The organism is Arthrobacter sp. NicSoilB11, from assembly GCF_019977375.1.
Lineage (GTDB): Bacteria > Actinomycetota > Actinomycetes > Actinomycetales > Micrococcaceae > Arthrobacter.
Genome location: NZ_AP024657.1, coordinates 1,678,596 through 1,693,864, shown reverse-complemented (window position 1 = coordinate 1,693,864; position 15,269 = coordinate 1,678,596). Strand labels below are relative to the sequence as shown.

At 68.5% G+C, this 15,269-nt stretch carries 14 protein-coding genes; 2 read left to right on the top strand and 12 right to left on the bottom strand.

Annotated elements, in window-relative coordinates; all coding sequences use genetic code 11:
- Positions 1-29: 29 nt before the first annotated feature.
- Positions 30-2,258 carry an AAA family ATPase gene (locus LDO14_RS07910; RefSeq protein ID WP_223994693.1) on the bottom strand — a complete coding sequence of 743 codons (2,229 nt, stop codon included), beginning with the start codon at positions 2,256-2,258 and terminating at the stop codon, positions 30-32.
- Between the two features lie 81 nt (positions 2,259-2,339).
- Positions 2,340-2,999, bottom strand: a complete 660-nt coding sequence (locus tag LDO14_RS07905; RefSeq protein WP_223994691.1) for a DNA-3-methyladenine glycosylase — start codon at positions 2,997-2,999, stop codon at positions 2,340-2,342.
- A gap of 128 nt (positions 3,000-3,127) precedes the next feature.
- Here LDO14_RS07905 and LDO14_RS07900 point away from each other — a divergent pair, with 128 nt between their 5' ends.
- Both LDO14_RS07900 and LDO14_RS07895 read left to right on the top strand, forming a co-directional pair.
- Positions 3,128-4,606, top strand: coding sequence for an AlkA N-terminal domain-containing protein (locus LDO14_RS07900; RefSeq protein WP_223994689.1), 1,479 nt, complete (start codon positions 3,128-3,130; stop codon positions 4,604-4,606).
- Positions 4,603-5,112 carry a methylated-DNA--[protein]-cysteine S-methyltransferase gene (locus LDO14_RS07895; RefSeq protein ID WP_223994687.1) on the top strand — a complete coding sequence of 170 codons (510 nt, stop codon included), beginning with the start codon at positions 4,603-4,605 and terminating at the stop codon, positions 5,110-5,112. Before LDO14_RS07900 ends, LDO14_RS07895 begins: the two co-directional genes overlap by 4 nt.
- Positions 5,113-5,118: 6 nt before the next feature.
- Here LDO14_RS07895 and LDO14_RS07890 read toward each other — a convergent pair whose 3' ends face one another.
- The 10 genes from LDO14_RS07890 to argC form a co-directional block, all read right to left on the bottom strand.
- Positions 5,119-5,856, bottom strand: a complete 738-nt coding sequence (locus LDO14_RS07890) for a maleylpyruvate isomerase family mycothiol-dependent enzyme (RefSeq protein ID WP_223994685.1) — start codon at positions 5,854-5,856, stop codon at positions 5,119-5,121.
- Positions 5,857-5,894: 38 nt separating this feature from the next.
- The gene (locus LDO14_RS07885) at positions 5,895-6,443 is read right to left on the bottom strand and encodes a pyridoxamine 5'-phosphate oxidase family protein (RefSeq protein WP_018771555.1); all 549 of its coding nucleotides are present in this window, start codon (positions 6,441-6,443) and stop codon (positions 5,895-5,897) included.
- A 70-nt stretch (positions 6,444-6,513) separates the two neighbouring features.
- The gene (gene argH / locus LDO14_RS07880; protein ID WP_056391319.1) at positions 6,514-7,941 is read right to left on the bottom strand and encodes an argininosuccinate lyase; all 1,428 of its coding nucleotides are present in this window, start codon (positions 7,939-7,941) and stop codon (positions 6,514-6,516) included.
- 5 nt (positions 7,942-7,946) lie between these two features.
- Positions 7,947-9,152 (bottom strand): argininosuccinate synthase, encoded by a 1,206-nt coding sequence (locus tag LDO14_RS07875; RefSeq protein ID WP_018771557.1) that lies wholly within the window; start codon positions 9,150-9,152, stop codon positions 7,947-7,949.
- Positions 9,153-9,197: 45 nt separating this feature from the next.
- Positions 9,198-9,728 (bottom strand): arginine repressor, encoded by a 531-nt coding sequence (locus LDO14_RS07870; protein WP_018771558.1) that lies wholly within the window; start codon positions 9,726-9,728, stop codon positions 9,198-9,200.
- Positions 9,728-10,729: an ornithine carbamoyltransferase gene (gene argF, locus LDO14_RS07865; protein ID WP_018771559.1), complete on the bottom strand. Its 1,002-nt coding sequence runs from the start codon at positions 10,727-10,729 to the stop codon at positions 9,728-9,730. Before argF ends, LDO14_RS07870 begins: the two co-directional genes overlap by 1 nt.
- Positions 10,726-11,979: an acetylornithine transaminase gene (locus tag LDO14_RS07860; RefSeq protein WP_223994683.1), complete on the bottom strand. Its 1,254-nt coding sequence runs from the start codon at positions 11,977-11,979 to the stop codon at positions 10,726-10,728. Before LDO14_RS07860 ends, argF begins: the two co-directional genes overlap by 4 nt.
- On the bottom strand, positions 11,976-12,935 hold the full coding sequence (argB, locus tag LDO14_RS07855; RefSeq protein ID WP_018771561.1) for an acetylglutamate kinase: 960 nt from the start codon (positions 12,933-12,935) through the stop codon (positions 11,976-11,978). The genes LDO14_RS07860 and argB overlap by 4 nt, the downstream gene beginning before the upstream one ends.
- 54 nt (positions 12,936-12,989) lie before the next feature.
- Positions 12,990-14,156: a bifunctional glutamate N-acetyltransferase/amino-acid acetyltransferase ArgJ gene (argJ, locus tag LDO14_RS07850; protein WP_056391324.1), complete on the bottom strand. Its 1,167-nt coding sequence runs from the start codon at positions 14,154-14,156 to the stop codon at positions 12,990-12,992.
- On the bottom strand, positions 14,153-15,184 hold the full coding sequence (gene argC, locus LDO14_RS07845) for an N-acetyl-gamma-glutamyl-phosphate reductase (protein WP_056391327.1): 1,032 nt from the start codon (positions 15,182-15,184) through the stop codon (positions 14,153-14,155). The genes argJ and argC overlap by 4 nt, the downstream gene beginning before the upstream one ends.
- Between the last annotated feature and the right edge of the window lie 85 nt (positions 15,185-15,269).

Sequence of the window (15,269 nt, the reverse complement as noted above, 5' to 3'; positions counted from 1 at the left end):
CTAAGTTAGCAGTAACGCCCGGCGCCGGGTCAGCCAGCAATCCCGGCAGGCACGGGTTGCGAGGCAATCAGCCGCAGGCGCTGTGTTGCACGTGTCATGGCTACGTACAGGTCCCCCACCTTGCCGTGCTCATGGTTGAGCATGACGGATGGTTCCAGGACCACCACGCCGTCGAACTCCAGGCCCTTGGCCTCGCGCGGGCTGATCACCACGATGTCCTGCTCGTAGCTGCCGGCGCCGGTGCCGATCCGTCGCCCATACACGGCACGCAGTGCTGCTGTGGCCTGGGGCAGGAGGTCACCATCGGCGATCACGGCGAGCAGGCCGCCGTCGAGCGCGTCAAGTTCTTCCGGGAGGACCTCCACGAGCCGGCCGACCACCGCGCCGTTCCCTACTTCGTCGATGATGGGCGCCCAGCGCCCCTCACGAACGGCCTTGGGCGCGGAAACCACAAGGCCCGCCGCGTTGGCCATCCTGACGGCGGCTTCGGCGATCTGCGAGGGCGTGCGGTAGTTGACGGTCAGCTCCTCCAGCTGCCAGCGGTCACCGAACAGCGGAGCAAGCGCCCCCTGCCACGAGTTGGCTCCGGCCACGGAGCTGGTCTGCGCGATGTCGCCCACAATGGTGAAGGACTTCAGCGGGCAGCGCCGGACCAGGAGCCGCCACTGCATGGGTGAGAGTTCCTGCGCCTCATCCACCACGATGTGCCCGAAGGCCCAGGTGCGGTCGCTCGTTGCGCGTTCGGCAGCGGTTTGCCGCCCTTCCTGTTCCTGGTTCTGCTCGGCCAGTTCCTCCGCGGACATCAGGGGGTCCACGCCGGCGGCCTGCATGTTGACCAGGGTCTGCTTGGCGTTGGCAAGGTCGCGGGCACGGTCATGCTCCTGCTGGGCCAGTCCGCGCCCGGCGGCCGGGTCCAGCTCGCCGAGCAGTTCGGCGGCCTCGTCCAGCAGCGGCACGTCCGATTCCGTCCACGGGGCATCCGCGGGACGCTGCAGCAGCGCCCGCTGGGCCGGGGTCAGGTTGGGGGTGCAGAATTCCAGCACCTCCGGCTTGCTGAACAGATCCGAGATCAGCTTCTCCGGCGTCATGGGCATCCAGCACAGGTTCAGCGCAATCCGCACATCGCGGGCCGTTCGGACATCTTCGGCAAGGTACGAACGGTCCGCGTTGTTGCCGAGGTTGCCGGCTTCGACGAGCTCGGTCATCTGTTCGGTCAGCTCGCGCAGCAGGATCTTCACGAACGTCACGCGTGCCTCGTTGTACGGCTTCCCGGTGGCGCGGGCACGTTCCCTTGCACGCCGGACCTGCCGGGGTGTGAGGGTGAGCTTGCGGCCGTCCACTTCAAGGATCCGGTTCTGCGCGGGGACGCGCATGCGGTTGGACACGGCGTTGGCCACGATCGCGGCCATGTCCAGGCGGCCCTTCAGGGCTGCCACGTCCGCATCTGTTTCGGGAACGGCATTGATGCCGGGCATCAGGCGGCCCACGCTGGCCATGACGACACCGGTTTCCCCGAGCGAGGGCAGCACCCGTTCGATGTACTTCATGAACGACGACGACGGCCCCACCAGGAGCACGCCGGCACTTTTGAGGCGGTCACGGTGGGTGTACAGCAGGTAGGCGGCCCGATGCAGGGCCACGGCGGTTTTGCCGGTGCCCGGCCCGCCCTGGACCACGACGGCGCCGGAAATGGAGGACCGGATGATGCGGTCCTGTTCCGACTGGATGGTGCTGACGATGTCCGACATGCGGCCGGTCCGCTTGGAGTTCAGGGCCGCGAGCAGGGCCCCTTCGCCCTGCAGCGATTCGTCGTCGGTAAGCATCCCCGCGTCCAGGACGTCGTCCTCGATCGCCTTGACGTCCCGCCCCTGCAGGATCAGGTGCCGGCGGCGGCGGACGCCCTGCCGGTCGAAGGCCGTGGCCTGGTAGAAGTGCCCGGCCTCGGGCGCACGCCAGTCCACCATCAGCCGCTGCAGGTCCTCGGTGGTAAGCCCGATGCGGCCAATGTACTGGGCTTCACCGGAGTCCAGGTCCAGGCGGCCGAACACCAGCCGGTCATCGACGGCGTCCAGCTGGGCCAGGCGGTCCTCATACAGTGCAGCGAACGCATCACGTTCCGAAACGTTCTGCATGGTGCCCACGGCTCCGGCGCGCCGGACCTGCGCCAGCTGGTGGCGCTTTTCCTCCCGGAGTTCCTCCAGCCGGGCATACAGGCCGGCTACATACTCCCGTTCGTGGGCCAATTCGGCGTCGTGCATTAACGTTCCCCTATCGCGAAAGACAGACCGTCCATTCTACAACCATTTCCGTTAACGCTTGTGAAACGTTGCAGCCGGCAGTCAACGTGCCGGCTGCTTCCGGATCCGGGGCTTGGCAGCCTTGTATTTGGAGACGGTGGGGTCGCCGGTGAGCCAGAACCGCCAGGCGTATTCCGCCGATCCCCCGGCGCCGGCCACGCCCACCCGCGGGCCGGTACTTACCGGACCGCTGGTGCAGGAGGGAAGCTCCAGGCCGAAAGGTGGAGCCAGCGCGTCCCGGCCACTGTCCGCCGTCGTCAATCCAAGCGCTTTGGCCAGGCGGGCCGGACCGCTGGCCAGGTCGGCGGGCGTTCTCGACGTCGGACGGCGCCGTTGCGCCAGTTCAAGTCCGTCCACCACCTCCCCTGCCCGCAGCAGCAGGGCGGACGCAACGCCTGCCGGGCCGCAGACAATGTTGGTGCAGTGGTGCATGCCGTAGGTGAAGTAGACGTAGAGGTGCCCGGCGGGGCCGAACATTGGCGCATTGCGGGGTGTCGGGCCCCGGTAGGTATGCGAGCCCGGGTCCGGATGGAGCGAATCCTCGGGCCCAAGGTAGGCCTCCACCTCGGTGAGCCGGATGGACACCGCGCCGTCCCGGGACTGGTGCGTCAGTACGGCGCCAAGCAGCTGCGGGGCGAGCTCGCGGGCATCTCCGGACAGGAAACTCCGGAGCGTCCCGGCGTCCGGAGCACTTTCGTTCATTGCTCGACTTTACCCGGATGCCGCCCGTTTCATCCGCCCGGCAGCCGCCCCGGCGCCGGATTCCCGCCCTCCACGGCCATGTCCGATTTCCGCTAGTACCGGCCGGGGTGGGCTGGCAGGATGGAGGAATGGACTTCTGGCAGCGCTACCGGGCAATCGATGCCCGCGACCCCCGGTTCGACGGCCAGTTCTATACCGCCGTCCGCACAACCGGGATCTACTGCCGCCCCTCCTGCCCGGCCCGCACCCCCAAGGCGTCCAACGTGACGTTTTACGAGACGTCCGCCGCGGCACACGAGGCGGGCTACCGGGCCTGCAAGCGCTGCCTGCCGGAGGCGGTGCCGGGAACCCCTGCCTGGAACGTGCGGCAGGATGTTGCGGGCCGGGCCATGCGGCTGATCAACGACGGCATGATCAACCGGGACGGGGTGGCAGGCCTCGCGTCCCGCCTGGGGTACTCGCCGCGCCAGCTTAACCGGATCCTGGGGCAGGAACTGGGTGCCGGTCCCCTGTCGCTGGCCCGCGCTGCGAGGGCGCAGACCGCACGTACGCTGCTGGTGTCCACCTCCATGAAGCTGGCCGACATCGCCTTCGCGGCCGGCTTCAGCAGCGTGCGGCAGTTCAACGAGACCATCGCCGAGGTGTTCGACATGACCCCCACCGCACTTCGCAGGACGGTCCCGCACCCGGCCCCCGGTGGCGGCACGACGGCGCTGACCCTTGGCCTGCCCTACCGTCCGCCGTTCGATCCAAGCATCTTCTCCTTCCTTGCGGTCCGTGCCATCCCCGGCATCGAGGAGGGCACGGCCACCTCCTACGCACGGACCCTGCGGCTCACCCATGGCGATGCGCGCTTCCAGGTGGCGTACGACGGCGGCACGCGGGCACGGCAGCTCACCCTCACCGTGGGTGCGGTGGACCTGCGGGACCTTCCGGCACTGCTGAGCCGCGTGCGGAGGCTGTTCGACCTGGACGCAGACCCCGAAGCGATCGACGGTGCCCTCACGGCCGACCCCAGGCTTGCCGCCTCCGTTGCCGGCGCTCCCGGAATGAGGATGCCGGGGGCGCTGGACCCGCAGGAACTGCTGGTGCGGGCCATGGTGGGCCAGCAGATCACGGTGGCGGCGGCCCGGACCGCACTGACCCAACTGTCCGCCGCCGGCAGTCCCAGCAGCACGGCCGGGGACGGCCTGGACAGGCTCTTCCCGACGCCGGCCCAAATAGCCGCGGCGGGCCACCTGCTGCGCGGGCCCAGGAGACGGACCGAATCGCTCCTCCAGGCGGCCTCGGCCATGGCCGCCGGAGAACTGGAGTTCGGCTATGGGGACGACCTAACCGGCCTGGGCGCCAAACTGCTGCCCTTGCCGGGGGTGGGACCATGGACCGTGGGGTACGTGGCCATGCGGGTCCTGGGCGCCCCGGACGTCTTCCTCGCCAACGACGCCGCCGTTCGGAACGGAATCCGCGCCATCGATAATGGTGACAGCGCCCTAAGCCCGGACTTCCGGGAGACCAGCCCGTGGCGCTCCTACGCCACCATGCACCTGTGGCGCGCCGCAGCACGGCCCGCACCGACAACAACCGTTCCCGCGAAAGGGATGCCATGAAAGCGCAACTGATGCAGCTGTCCACGCCTGACGGGCCCTTCACCATCCTTGCCCGGGACGGCGTGGTCCTCGCTTCGGGCTGGACGGCAGGCCTTGCAGAACTCACCGGACAGGTCCATCCCACGCTGCGGCCCGACGCCGTGGAAGAGGTGGCAAGCCTTGGCGGGATCTCATCCGCCGTTGAAGCCTTCTACGACGGCGACCCCGCTCCCGCCATGTCAGTCCGGGTCCTGCAGCAGTCGGGCCCGTTCCGCGCCCACGCCTGGGACGTGCTGCGCCAGGTCAAACCCGGCTCACCCGTTACGTACACCGAGTATGCGGCCCTCGCGGGCAACCCGCGTGCGGTCAGGGCGGCGGCCAGCGCCTGTGCCTTCAATGCAGCGGCGTTGTTCGTTCCCTGCCACCGGGTGATCCGGACCGATGGCTCGCTGGGCGGCTTCCGCTGGGGCCTGCGCATCAAGGAAAGCCTGCTGGCCCGCGAGGCTGGCCAGGACTGCTTCAGGTGAGGACGACTACTTTGGGTCGGGCATCGCCGAAGGCCAGGGCAGCAGGGCGGGAAGGTCGGTGCCGTCCCCGGCGGCGGTGGCCCGCAGGCTGTCCAGCGACGGCTTGCGCCCAGCGAGCCAGGCGGCGATATCCGTGACCATGCCGCTGACGACGACGGTGCTGCCGCCGGCGCCAAGGGCCAGCGGCGGAAGTGCCACCGGCTGCAGGACAAGCCGGGTACCGGCCGGGACGCGGGCGGCCAGGAAGTCGAAGAGGTGGGAGCAGAATTCCCTGTTCCAGGTTTCGGGTCCCGTGCCGGCATCCAGGTCCGCGGTGTGGATGACGAGCTCGCGCCATAGCGCCAGCCCCGCATCGAAGATGACGCCGTCGCGGAACGCGATGGGCGTCTGCCATTCATCCCCGTCCAGTGCGTCAAAAGCCGCCAGCGCGCGGCGCAGCGCGGCATCGACGTCCTCCCTGTGCTGCCCAAGGCTGTGCCCCGCGGCCAGATCGATGGCGCGGTTGCGGCCTTCCACGCCGCCGTCGTAAAGCTCCACCGTTTCACCGCGGCGGCCGTACTCCACCTGACGGGCCAGGGCGTCGCAGATTCCGGCGAGGTGGGCCAAAAGGTGCCCGCGGCTCCAGCCGGGAAGCGTGGACGGAGCACGTTCGCCGCCGTCGGGAATCCGGTCCAGCCCGGCAGTCAGCGCGGCGCCGGCCGTGTGCAGTTCGGCCAGGAGGCCGGCAGGAGAAGGAGAGGTCATGCGGCCAGCCTAGCCGAGCACCCAGGCGCGCCAGGTACTTATTCCAGCGGCGATCCGTCCGGCCCGACACGGTGCCGGACATGGTTGCCGTCGTTGCTGGCCTGCCAGAACTCGATCTCGACGGGCTGGAGGGCGTAGAGCTGCCACTGGGGATTGTCGCTTCCGTCGGCCCGGGGCCGCTCGTGCCAGTCCACCGCGGAAGCCTCGGCAGAAAGCTCGGCCACAGCGCCGGCCACCCGGACCTGGCGGCCCAGGCCCGGCCAGTAGAAGTTCATGGCGGCACGTGGTTCAGCGGCCAGCTCCCGGCCCTTGCGGGAGGTGCGTGACGTGGCGAAGTGCCAGCCGTCGTCGTCAATGTTCTTCAGGATCAGCATCCGCGAGGACGGCTGCTGCCCACCGCCGGATGCCGCGCCCACCGTGGCCAGGCTGAACGCGTGGGGTTGCTGCTCCCCCGCGTCCAGCGCCTCATCCAGCCACTGCTTGAACAGCAGCGCCGGGTCCTGCGGGGCGTTGTCCGGGTCGAAACCGGGCAGGCCGGAGGGGAAATCGGGAAGGGTGCGAAGGAACTTGCGGAAGGTTTCGCTCATGGCTCCACCCTAGCCACAACCAGCAAGGGGCCCCGCGGAAAAACCACGGCGCCCCTTGCAGATCCGGTATTTAGCCGGCGTACGCCCGGACGTCCGCGAGCTCGGCTTCCAGTGCGGCGAGCTGGCGTTCGACGGCGGCCGGCGCCGTTCCGCCCTGGGAGTTGCGGCTGTTCAGGGAGCCTTCCGTGGACAGGACCGTGCGGACCTCGGGGGTGAGATGCTCCGAGATGGCAGCGTACTCCCCGTCCGTAAGGTCCCACAGTTCCACACCACGGGATTCCGCCTGCTTGACCGCCGCGCCGGAGAGTTCGTGCGCCTCGCGGAACGGCACGCCCTGGCGGACCAGCCATTCGGCGATGTCCGTGGCCAACGCGAAGCCCTGCGGGGCCAGCGACTGCATCCGTTCAGTGTTGAACTTGAGGGTGGCGATCATGCCGGAGACGGCCGGAAGCAGCAGCTCCAGGGTGTCGGCGGCGTCGAATACCGGTTCCTTGTCCTCCTGCAGGTCGCGGTTGTACGCAAGCGGAAGGCCCTTGAGCGTGGCCAGCAGCCCGGTGAGGTTGCCGATCAGGCGCCCTGCCTTGCCGCGGGCCAGCTCTGCCACATCCGGGTTCTTCTTCTGCGGCATGATCGAGGACCCCGTGGAGTACGAATCATGCAGCGTGACGAAGGAGAACTCCTTGGTGGCCCAGAAGATGACTTCCTCTGAGATCCGGGAGAGGTCCACGCCGATCATCGAGCAGACCCAGGCGAACTCGGCGAAGACGTCGCGGGACGCGGTGCCGTCGATCGAGTTATGCGTGGCGGAGTAGAAGCCCAGCTCAGCGGCCACTGCTTCCGGGTCGAGCCCCAGCGAGGAGCCGGCCAGGGCACCCGAACCGTACGGCGAGACGCCGGCCCGCTTGTCCCAGTCCTGCAGCCGCTGCACGTCGCGCAGCAGCGCCCAGGCGTGGGCCAGCAGGTGGTGGCTGAGCAGGACCGGCTGGGCGTGCTGCAGGTGGGTGCGGCCCGGCATGGCAACACCGTGGTGTGCCTTTGCCTGCTCCACCAGGGCATCCACTGTGGCAAGGACGCCGCGCGCGATGATCCTGGCGTGGTCGCGCAGGAACATCCGGCCCAGGGTGGCCACTTGGTCGTTGCGGGACCGGCCGGCGCGGAGCTTGCCGCCCAGTTGGGTTCCGGCCCGCTCGATCAGTCCGCGTTCCAGGGAACCATGCACGTCCTCGTCGGATTCCGCCGGCAGGTATGCCCCGGACGCCACGTCCTCGTCCAGCTGCGTGAGGGCGGCCAGCATGCCTTCGAGCTCGGCATCGTCCAGCAGTCCTGCTTTGTGCAGGACGCGGGCGTGCGCCTTGGAGCCGGCGATGTCGTAACGGGCCAGGCGCCAGTCGAAGTGCGTGGACTTGCTCAGCGCCGCGAGGGCGTCCGCGGGGCCGCCGGCAAACCGGCCGCCCCACAACGCACCCGTGTTCGTGGCTTCGGACTTGAGCTCAGCCATCCGGGCTACTTCCCTGCGACCCGGATGTCGCGGCCGGAGGCAACCTTGGCGGACATGCCCCACAGCTCGATGAAGCCCTTGGCCTGGGACTGGTCGAAGGTGTCGCCGGTGTCGTAGGTGGCCAGCGAGAAGTCGTACAGCGAGGTGTCCGAGCGGCGGCCGTTGACGATGGCCTGGCCGCCGTGCAGGGTCATGCGGATGTCGCCGGAGACGTACTTCTGGGTGTCCTCGATGAAGGCGTCCAGGGAGCGCTTCAGCGGGGAGAACCACTGACCGTCATAGACCAGCTCGGCCCAGCGCTGGCCAACGGTGGCCTTGAAGCGGGCCTGCTCGCGCTCCACGGTGATGTCCTCGAGGTGCTTGTGCGCGGTGATCAGGGCCATGGCACCGGGGGCTTCGTAGATTTCGCGGGACTTGATGCCCACCAGGCGGTCCTCGACGACGTCGATGCGGCCCACGCCCTGGGCGCCGGCGCGGCGGTTGAGTTCCTTGATGGCCTGCAGCGGAGTGACCTTGACGCCGTCGATCGCTACCGGGACGCCGGCTTCGAAGGAGATGATGACCTCATCCGGGGCCGGCGGGAACTCCGGGGTGGCGGTGTAGTCGTAGATGTCCTTGGTGGGGGCGTTCCAGATGTCCTCGAGGTAGCCGGTTTCCACGGCGCGTCCCCAGACGTTCTGGTCGATGGAGTACGGGTTCTTCTTGGTGGTCTCGATGGGCAGTCCCTTTTCCTCGGCGAAGGCGATGGCCTTGTCGCGGGTCAGGGCGAGGTCGCGGACCGGTGCGATGCACTTCAGGTCCGGGCCCAGGGTCTGGATGCCCACCTCGAAGCGGACCTGGTCGTTGCCCTTGCCGGTGCAGCCGTGGGCCACGGTGGTGGCGCCGAATTCGCGGGCTGCCTTCACCAGGTGCTTGACGATGACCGGGCGGGAGATGGCGGACACCAGCGGGTAGTGGCCCTGGTAGAGGGCGTTGGCCTTCAGGGTGGGCACGCAGTATTCGTTGGCGAATTCGTCCGATGCGTCGGCCACGTAGGCCTCGACGGCGCCGCAGCCCAGGGCGCGCTGGCGGATGGTTTCCAGCGATTCGCCGCCCTGTCCGACGTCCACCGCCACGGCGATGACCTCGGCACCGGTGGCTTCACCGATCCAGCCGATGGCGACGGACGTGTCCAGGCCGCCGGAGTAGGCCAGCACAATGCGTTCAGTCACTTTAGATGCTCCTTGTTGGGGTTGGTTGGTTCGTTGTCTTCAAGCTTATTGCCCGGCTTCTTCTGCCATTTGCAGGAAGCGGGCTGCCAGGTCCGGTCCGCCCAGCGGGTCGCGGGAGACCAGCAGGACGGTGTCGTCCCCGGCGATGGTGCCCAGGATGGACGGCATCACCGAGTGGTCGATGGCCAGGGCCAGGAAGTTCGCGGCGCCGGGCGGAGTGCGCAGGACCGCGATGTTGGCCGAGGCTTCGGCGGTGACCAGCAGTTCGCTGCACAGCCGGGCCAGCCGGGCATCCAGGATCTCCTGCGTCACGCCGCTTTTTGCGGCCCGCTCGCCGCCTTCGCCGGGAACGGCGTAGACCAGGACGCCTTCCTTGCCGCGGACGCGGACGGCGCCCAGTTCCACCAGGTCGCGGGACAGCGTGGCCTGGGTGACCTGCACGCCGTCGTCGGCCAGCAGCGCCGCAAGCTCGGCCTGGGAACGCACGGACTGCCCGGTGAGGATGGCGGTGATGCGCGCCTGCCGGGCGGTCTTGGTGGCCGGGCTGGTGCCCGGGGAGGACGGCTGGGCGGACACTAGAACGTGCTCTCTCCGGTGCCCTCGACGGGGGAAAGGCCGTCAACGAAGGCCAGGCCCGAGCGGTGCATCAGCCAGGCCATCAGCGCCTTCTGGGCGTGCAGCCGGTTTTCCGCCTCGTCCCAGACGATGGACTGCGGGCCGTCGATGACGTCGGCGGAGATTTCGTAGCCCCGGTAGGCCGGGAGGCAGTGCAGCACGACGGCGTCATCCGCGGCGAGTGCCATGGCGTCCGAATCGACGGAGTAGTCCCGGAACAGCTGGAGCCGGGCCTCCTTCTCGGCTTCCTGCCCCATGGAGACCCACGTGTCGGTGGCCACGACGTCGGCGCCCTTCAGCGCTTCCTTGGCATCGGTGGTGATGAGCACGGAACCGCCGGTCTCAGCCGCGCGCTCCTCAGCCGCGGCCACGATGTCCGCGGCCGGCAGGTAGCCCTCCGGGCCGGCGATGCGGACGTGCATGCCGGCGGTGACTCCGGCCAGCAGGTAGGAGTTGGCCATGTTGTTGGCGGCGTCGCCGAGGTAGCTCATGGTGAGTCCCTTGAGGTCGCCCTTGTGTTCCTTGACGGCCAGCAGGTCCGCCAGGAGCTGGCACGGGTGGTAGTCATCGCACAGGGCGTTGATGACGGGAACCCTTGAGTTCTCCGCCATGGCCACCAGGCCGGCGTGGGCGCCGGTGCGCCACACAATGGTGGAGACCATCCGTTCGAGCACCTTGGCGGTGTCCTCCACGGATTCTTTGTGCCCGATCTGCGCCTCGCCGGGGTTGATGACCAGGGCATTGCCGCCCATGTCCGCGATGCCGGTGGCGAATGAGACCCGGGTCCGGGTGGAGGTCTTGTCGAAGATCACGGCCACGGTCTTGCGGCCGCTGCCTTCAGCGGCGAACGGCTGGACGCTGTAGGGGGCCGCCTTCATGCGGGCGGCGAGCTCCAGGACTTCCGCCTGTTCGGCGGGGCTGAGGTCGGTGTCCTTGAGGAAGTGCCGGGTTGCGGTGGTCACTGGGCGTCCTTAGCTGTCTGGAGGATTGCCGGGAATGCGGCGAGGAACGTGTCGGCCTGTGCCGTTGTGAGGATCAGCGGCGGGGCCAGGCGGATGGTCCGCGGGCCCGGGCTGTTGACGATGAAGCCTGCGTCGAGGCCCGCCTGCACGACGGCCGGTGCTACGTCGGCGTCGAGGTCGAAGCCGATCAGCAGCCCTTCACCCCGGACCTCGGTGACGCCGGGGATCGCGGCCAGTGCGGAGCGCAGGTGTTCGCCCACGGCCGTGGCGTTGGCCAGGACGTTCTGGCTTTCGAGGGCGTGGAGGGTGGCGAGGGCGGCTGCCGTGGCCACCGGGTTTCCGCCGAAGGTGGTGCCGTGCTGGCCGGCTGACAACAACGACGACGTCTGCCCACCCATGGTGATCAGGGCACCGATGGGGAATCCGCCGCCCAGCCCTTTGGCCAGGGTGATGGCGTCAGGGACAATCCCCGCATCCTCGCTGGCGAGCCACTTGCCGGTGCGGCCGATGCCGGTCTGGACCTCGTCCAGGATCAGCAGGGCGCCGGCTTTGCTGGTGGCCTCCCGCGCGGCCTTCAGGTAGCCCGGCGGCAGGGGGCGTACACCTGCCTCACCCTGGATGGGCTCCAGGAACACGGCGGCCACGGTTTCGTCCACTGCTGCCTCCAGCGCAGCAATGTCGCCGAACGGGATGTGCACCACGCCACCGGGCAGCGGCTCGAAGGGCGCCCGGTAGGCCTCCTTGGCGGTCAGGGCCAGGGCGCCCATGGTCCGGCCGTGGAACGCGCCCTCGAGGGCGATGATGGTGGTCCGCTTGACCGTACCGTCACCGGTATTGCGGCGGGCAAGTTTGAAGGCGGCCTCGTTGGCTTCGGTGCCCGAGTTGCTGAAGAACACCTTGGAGCCGGCAGGAGCGTGCGCCAGTTCCAGCAGTTTTTCGGCCAGCGCCACCTGGGTGGGGCTGGTAAAGAAGTTGGAGACATGGCCCAGTGTGGCCAGCTGGCTGGCGATGACTGACGTCACGAAGGGGTGGGCGTGGCCCAGGGCGTTCACAGCGATCCCGCCCAGCAGGTCCAGGTACTCCTTGCCGTCGGCGTCCCACACCAGGCAGCCGGCACCGCGGACAAGGACCCGCTGCGGCGTGCCGAACACGTTCATCAGCGAACTGGAGTAGCGGGAGAGCCACTCGGAGCCTGCGTGGCCCGTGGTTTCCACCAACTCGGTGACTGAAGGCTTTTCAACCGTGTTCATCCGTTGATCTCCTCGTCCGGGACAACCTGGGTGCCGATGCCCGCCGTCGTAAATGTTTCCAGAAGCATGGAGTGGGCCAGGCGCCCGTCCACGATGTGTGCCCGTTCCACGCCCTCGTCAACGGCCTTGAGGCAGGCCGCCATCTTGGGGATCATCCCGGACTCCAGCCTGGGCAGCATCTCCCGCAGCTCCGACGCCGTGAGGGAGGAGATCAGGGAAGTCTTGTCCGGCCAGTTGGCGTAGAGGCCTTCGACGTCGGTGAGGATCACCAGCTTCGAAGCGCCCAGCGCCGAGGCGACGGCGGCCGCTGCGGTGTCTGCGTTGACGTTCAGGACCTGGCCCGTGGGCTGGAACCGCGCGGTCCCCGCCACGCTTTCTCCGCCGTCGACAATTTCCGGGGCCACCGTGGAGATCACGGGGATGCGGCCGGCGTCGAGGATGTCCACGATGCCGGCGGGGTCGACGCCCACCACCTCGCCCACCAGCCCGAGGTCCACCTCTTCGCCGTCCACCACGGTGCCGGTGCGGACAGCGCGCAGCAGCCCGCCGTCTTCACCTGACATGCCCACGGCGTAGGGCCCGTGGGAGTTAATCAGGCCCACCAGTTCGCGTCCCACCTGGCCGGTGAGGACCATGCGGACCACATCCATGGCCTCGGGCGTGGTGACCCGGAGGCCGCCCTTGAACTCGGATTCGATGCCCAGCCGGCCCAGCATGGAGTTGATCTGCGGGCCGCCGCCGTGGACCACCACGGGGTGGATCCCCACATGGTGGAGGAAGACGATGTCTTCGGCGAAGGCGCGGCGGAGTTCGTCGTTCACCATGGCATTGCCGCCGTACTTGATCACCATGGTGGTGCCGGCAAACCGCTGGATCCAGGGCAGCGCCTCGATCAGGGTTGCCGCCTTGTCCTGGGCAGCGGACATGCTGGTGGTTTCACGCGTTTGGGTGTTCATGTTGTCACTTTCCGCAGCAATTTATGCCTTGGCGGGCAATGGCTGGAGGGGCCCCTAGCTGGAGTAGGCGCTGTTCTCGTGCACGTAGTCATGGGTGAGGTCGTTGGTCCAGATGGTGGCCTCGGCATCGCCTGCCTGCAGGTCGATTTCCACCAGGACTTCGCGCGGCTCCAGGTCCACCAGGCTGCGGTCGTCGCCGATGCTGCCGTTGCGGCAGATCTGGACGCCGTTCATGGCCACGTTGAGCTGGTCCGGCTCAAAGGCGGCGTCCGTGGTGCCCACCGCGGAGAGCACGCGGCCCCAGTTGGGATCCTTGCCGAAAATGGCCGCTTTGAACAGGTTGGAGCGGGCCACGGAGCGGCTGACAGTTTCGGCGTCCGCTTCGCTGGCAGCGTTGAACGTGCGGATGGCGATGTCGTGGCTGGCGCCCTCGGCATCGGCGATCAGTTTGCGGGCCAGCTCGGCGCAGACCTTGGTCAGCCCGGCACCGAAATCCTCGGCCGAGGGCACAGCCGCGGAAGCGCCGGAAGCCAGCAGGACAACCGTGTCGTTGGTGGACATGCAGCCGTCGGAGTCGGCGCGGTCGAACGTAACCCGCGTGGCGTCGCGGAGGACGACGTCGAGCATTTCGGGCTGCACCACGGCATCCGTGGTGAGCACCACCAGCATGGTGGCCAGGCCGGGGGCCAGCATGCCGGCGCCCTTGGCGATGCCTCCGATGCTGAATTCCTGGCCGTCGGCGTCGGTGCCGATGAAGAGGGCCGACTTGGGCACGCTGTCGGTGGTCATGATGGCCGTGCCGGCGTCCGGTCCCCCGTCGGTGCTGAGTGCTGCTGCAGCGGCCTCGACGCCCGGCAGGATCTTGTCCATGGGCAGCTGCTCGCCAATCAGGCCGGTGGAGCAGACGAACACGTCGGTGGCAGAGATGCCCAGGACCTCGGCCACTTTCTCCGCGGTGCTGTGGGTGTTCTGGAAGCCCGTGGGACCGGTGCAGGCGTTGGCCCCGCCGGAGTTGAGGATGACGGCATCCACGCGGCCGTCCGAGACCACCTGGCGTGACCAGTGCACGGGGGCTGCGGCCACGCGGTTGCTGGTGAACACGGCGGCGGCGGCTTTGGATGGGCCGTCGTTGACGACCAGGGCGAGGTCCGGGTTGCCGGAGGCCTTGAGTCCGGCGGTGACGCCTGCTGCCCGGAATCCCTGGGGGGTGGTGATGGTCACGGAGCTACTCCCTGCAGGTTGAGGCCGGCGGTTTCGGGCAGGCCGAGTGCGATGTTCATGGACTGCACGGCTCCGCCGGCAGTGCCCTTGGTCAGGTTGTCGATCACGCAGGTGACGACCACCCGTCCCGTGTGGGCGTCGAAGGCCAGCTGCATGGCTGCGTGGTTGGAACCCTGGACCGATTTGGTCCCGGGCCACTGGCCCTCGGACAGCACGTGGACGAACGGCTCGTCGTCGTACGCTTCGGTCCATGCCTGCCGCAGCTGCGCTGCGGTGGTGCCCGCCTTGACCTTGGCAGTGGCGGTGGTCAGGATGCCGCGGCTCATGGGAGCAAGGGTGGGCGTGAAGGAAACGCTGACTTTTTCCCCTGCCGCGTTGGAGAGGCCCTGCTCGATCTCGGGGGTGTGCCGGTGTCCACCGCCCACGCCGTAGGGACTCATGGAGCCCATGACTTCAGCGCCGATCAGGTTGACCTTGGCGGCCTTGCCCGCGCCCGAGGTACCGGAGGCGGAAACGATCACGACGTCGTCGGGCTCCAGCAGGTGCGCAGCGAAGCCGGGGGTCAGCGCCAGGAGGGCGGACGTTGGGTAGCAGCCGGGAACGGCGATGCGCTTGGCGCCCTTGAGGGCTTCCCGCTGGCCGGGCAGCTCCGGGAGTCCGTAGGGCCAGGTGCCGGCATGGGGCGAGCCGTAGAACTTCTCCCACGCGGCGGGGTCTTCAAGGCGATGGTCGGCGCCGGCGTCGATGACGACTGTCCCTTCGGGAAGCTGGGCGGCGATCTCGGCGGAAGCACCGTGCGGCAGCGCCAGGAAGACGACATCGTGGCCGGAGAGGTTCTCCACCGTGGTGTCTTCAAGGATGCGGCTGGCCAGTCCATGCAGGTGCGGCTGCAGTTCGCCGAGGCGGGACCCGGCATTGCTGTGCGCTGTGATGGCACCGATGGTCACACCGGGGTGCCCCGCCAGAAGGCGAAGGACCTCTCCCCCGGCGTAGCCGCTGGCACCCGAAACCGCAACAGAAATAGTCATGCTCCGACTATACAGCAATAGTTATGCATTGATGCCGATATTTATGCATGGCCGTCCTTGAGGCCTGCGGTGACGCCGGGACTTG

What these genes read in the sequence shown, in the direction of transcription:
- argH (WP_056391319.1), bottom strand. Translation starts at nt 7,941, where the DNA reads ATGGCTGAGCTCAAGTCCGAAGCCACGAACACGGGTGCGTTGTGGGGC.
- argC (WP_056391327.1), bottom strand. Translation starts at nt 15,184, where the DNA reads ATGACTATTTCTGTTGCGGTTTCGGGTGCCAGCGGCTACGCCGGGGGA.
- LDO14_RS07905 (WP_223994691.1), bottom strand. Translation starts at nt 2,999, where the DNA reads ATGAACGAAAGTGCTCCGGACGCCGGGACGCTCCGGAGTTTCCTGTCC.
- LDO14_RS07860 (WP_223994683.1), bottom strand. Translation starts at nt 11,979, where the DNA reads ATGAACACGGTTGAAAAGCCTTCAGTCACCGAGTTGGTGGAAACCACG.
- LDO14_RS07890 (WP_223994685.1), bottom strand. Translation starts at nt 5,856, where the DNA reads ATGACCTCTCCTTCTCCTGCCGGCCTCCTGGCCGAACTGCACACGGCC.
- LDO14_RS07885 (WP_018771555.1), bottom strand. Translation starts at nt 6,443, where the DNA reads ATGAGCGAAACCTTCCGCAAGTTCCTTCGCACCCTTCCCGATTTCCCC.
- argB (WP_018771561.1), bottom strand. Translation starts at nt 12,935, where the DNA reads ATGAACACCCAAACGCGTGAAACCACCAGCATGTCCGCTGCCCAGGAC.
- LDO14_RS07895 (WP_223994687.1), top strand. Translation starts at nt 4,603, where the DNA reads ATGAAAGCGCAACTGATGCAGCTGTCCACGCCTGACGGGCCCTTCACC.
- LDO14_RS07900 (WP_223994689.1), top strand. Translation starts at nt 3,128, where the DNA reads ATGGACTTCTGGCAGCGCTACCGGGCAATCGATGCCCGCGACCCCCGG.
- LDO14_RS07910 (WP_223994693.1), bottom strand. Translation starts at nt 2,258, where the DNA reads ATGCACGACGCCGAATTGGCCCACGAACGGGAGTATGTAGCCGGCCTG.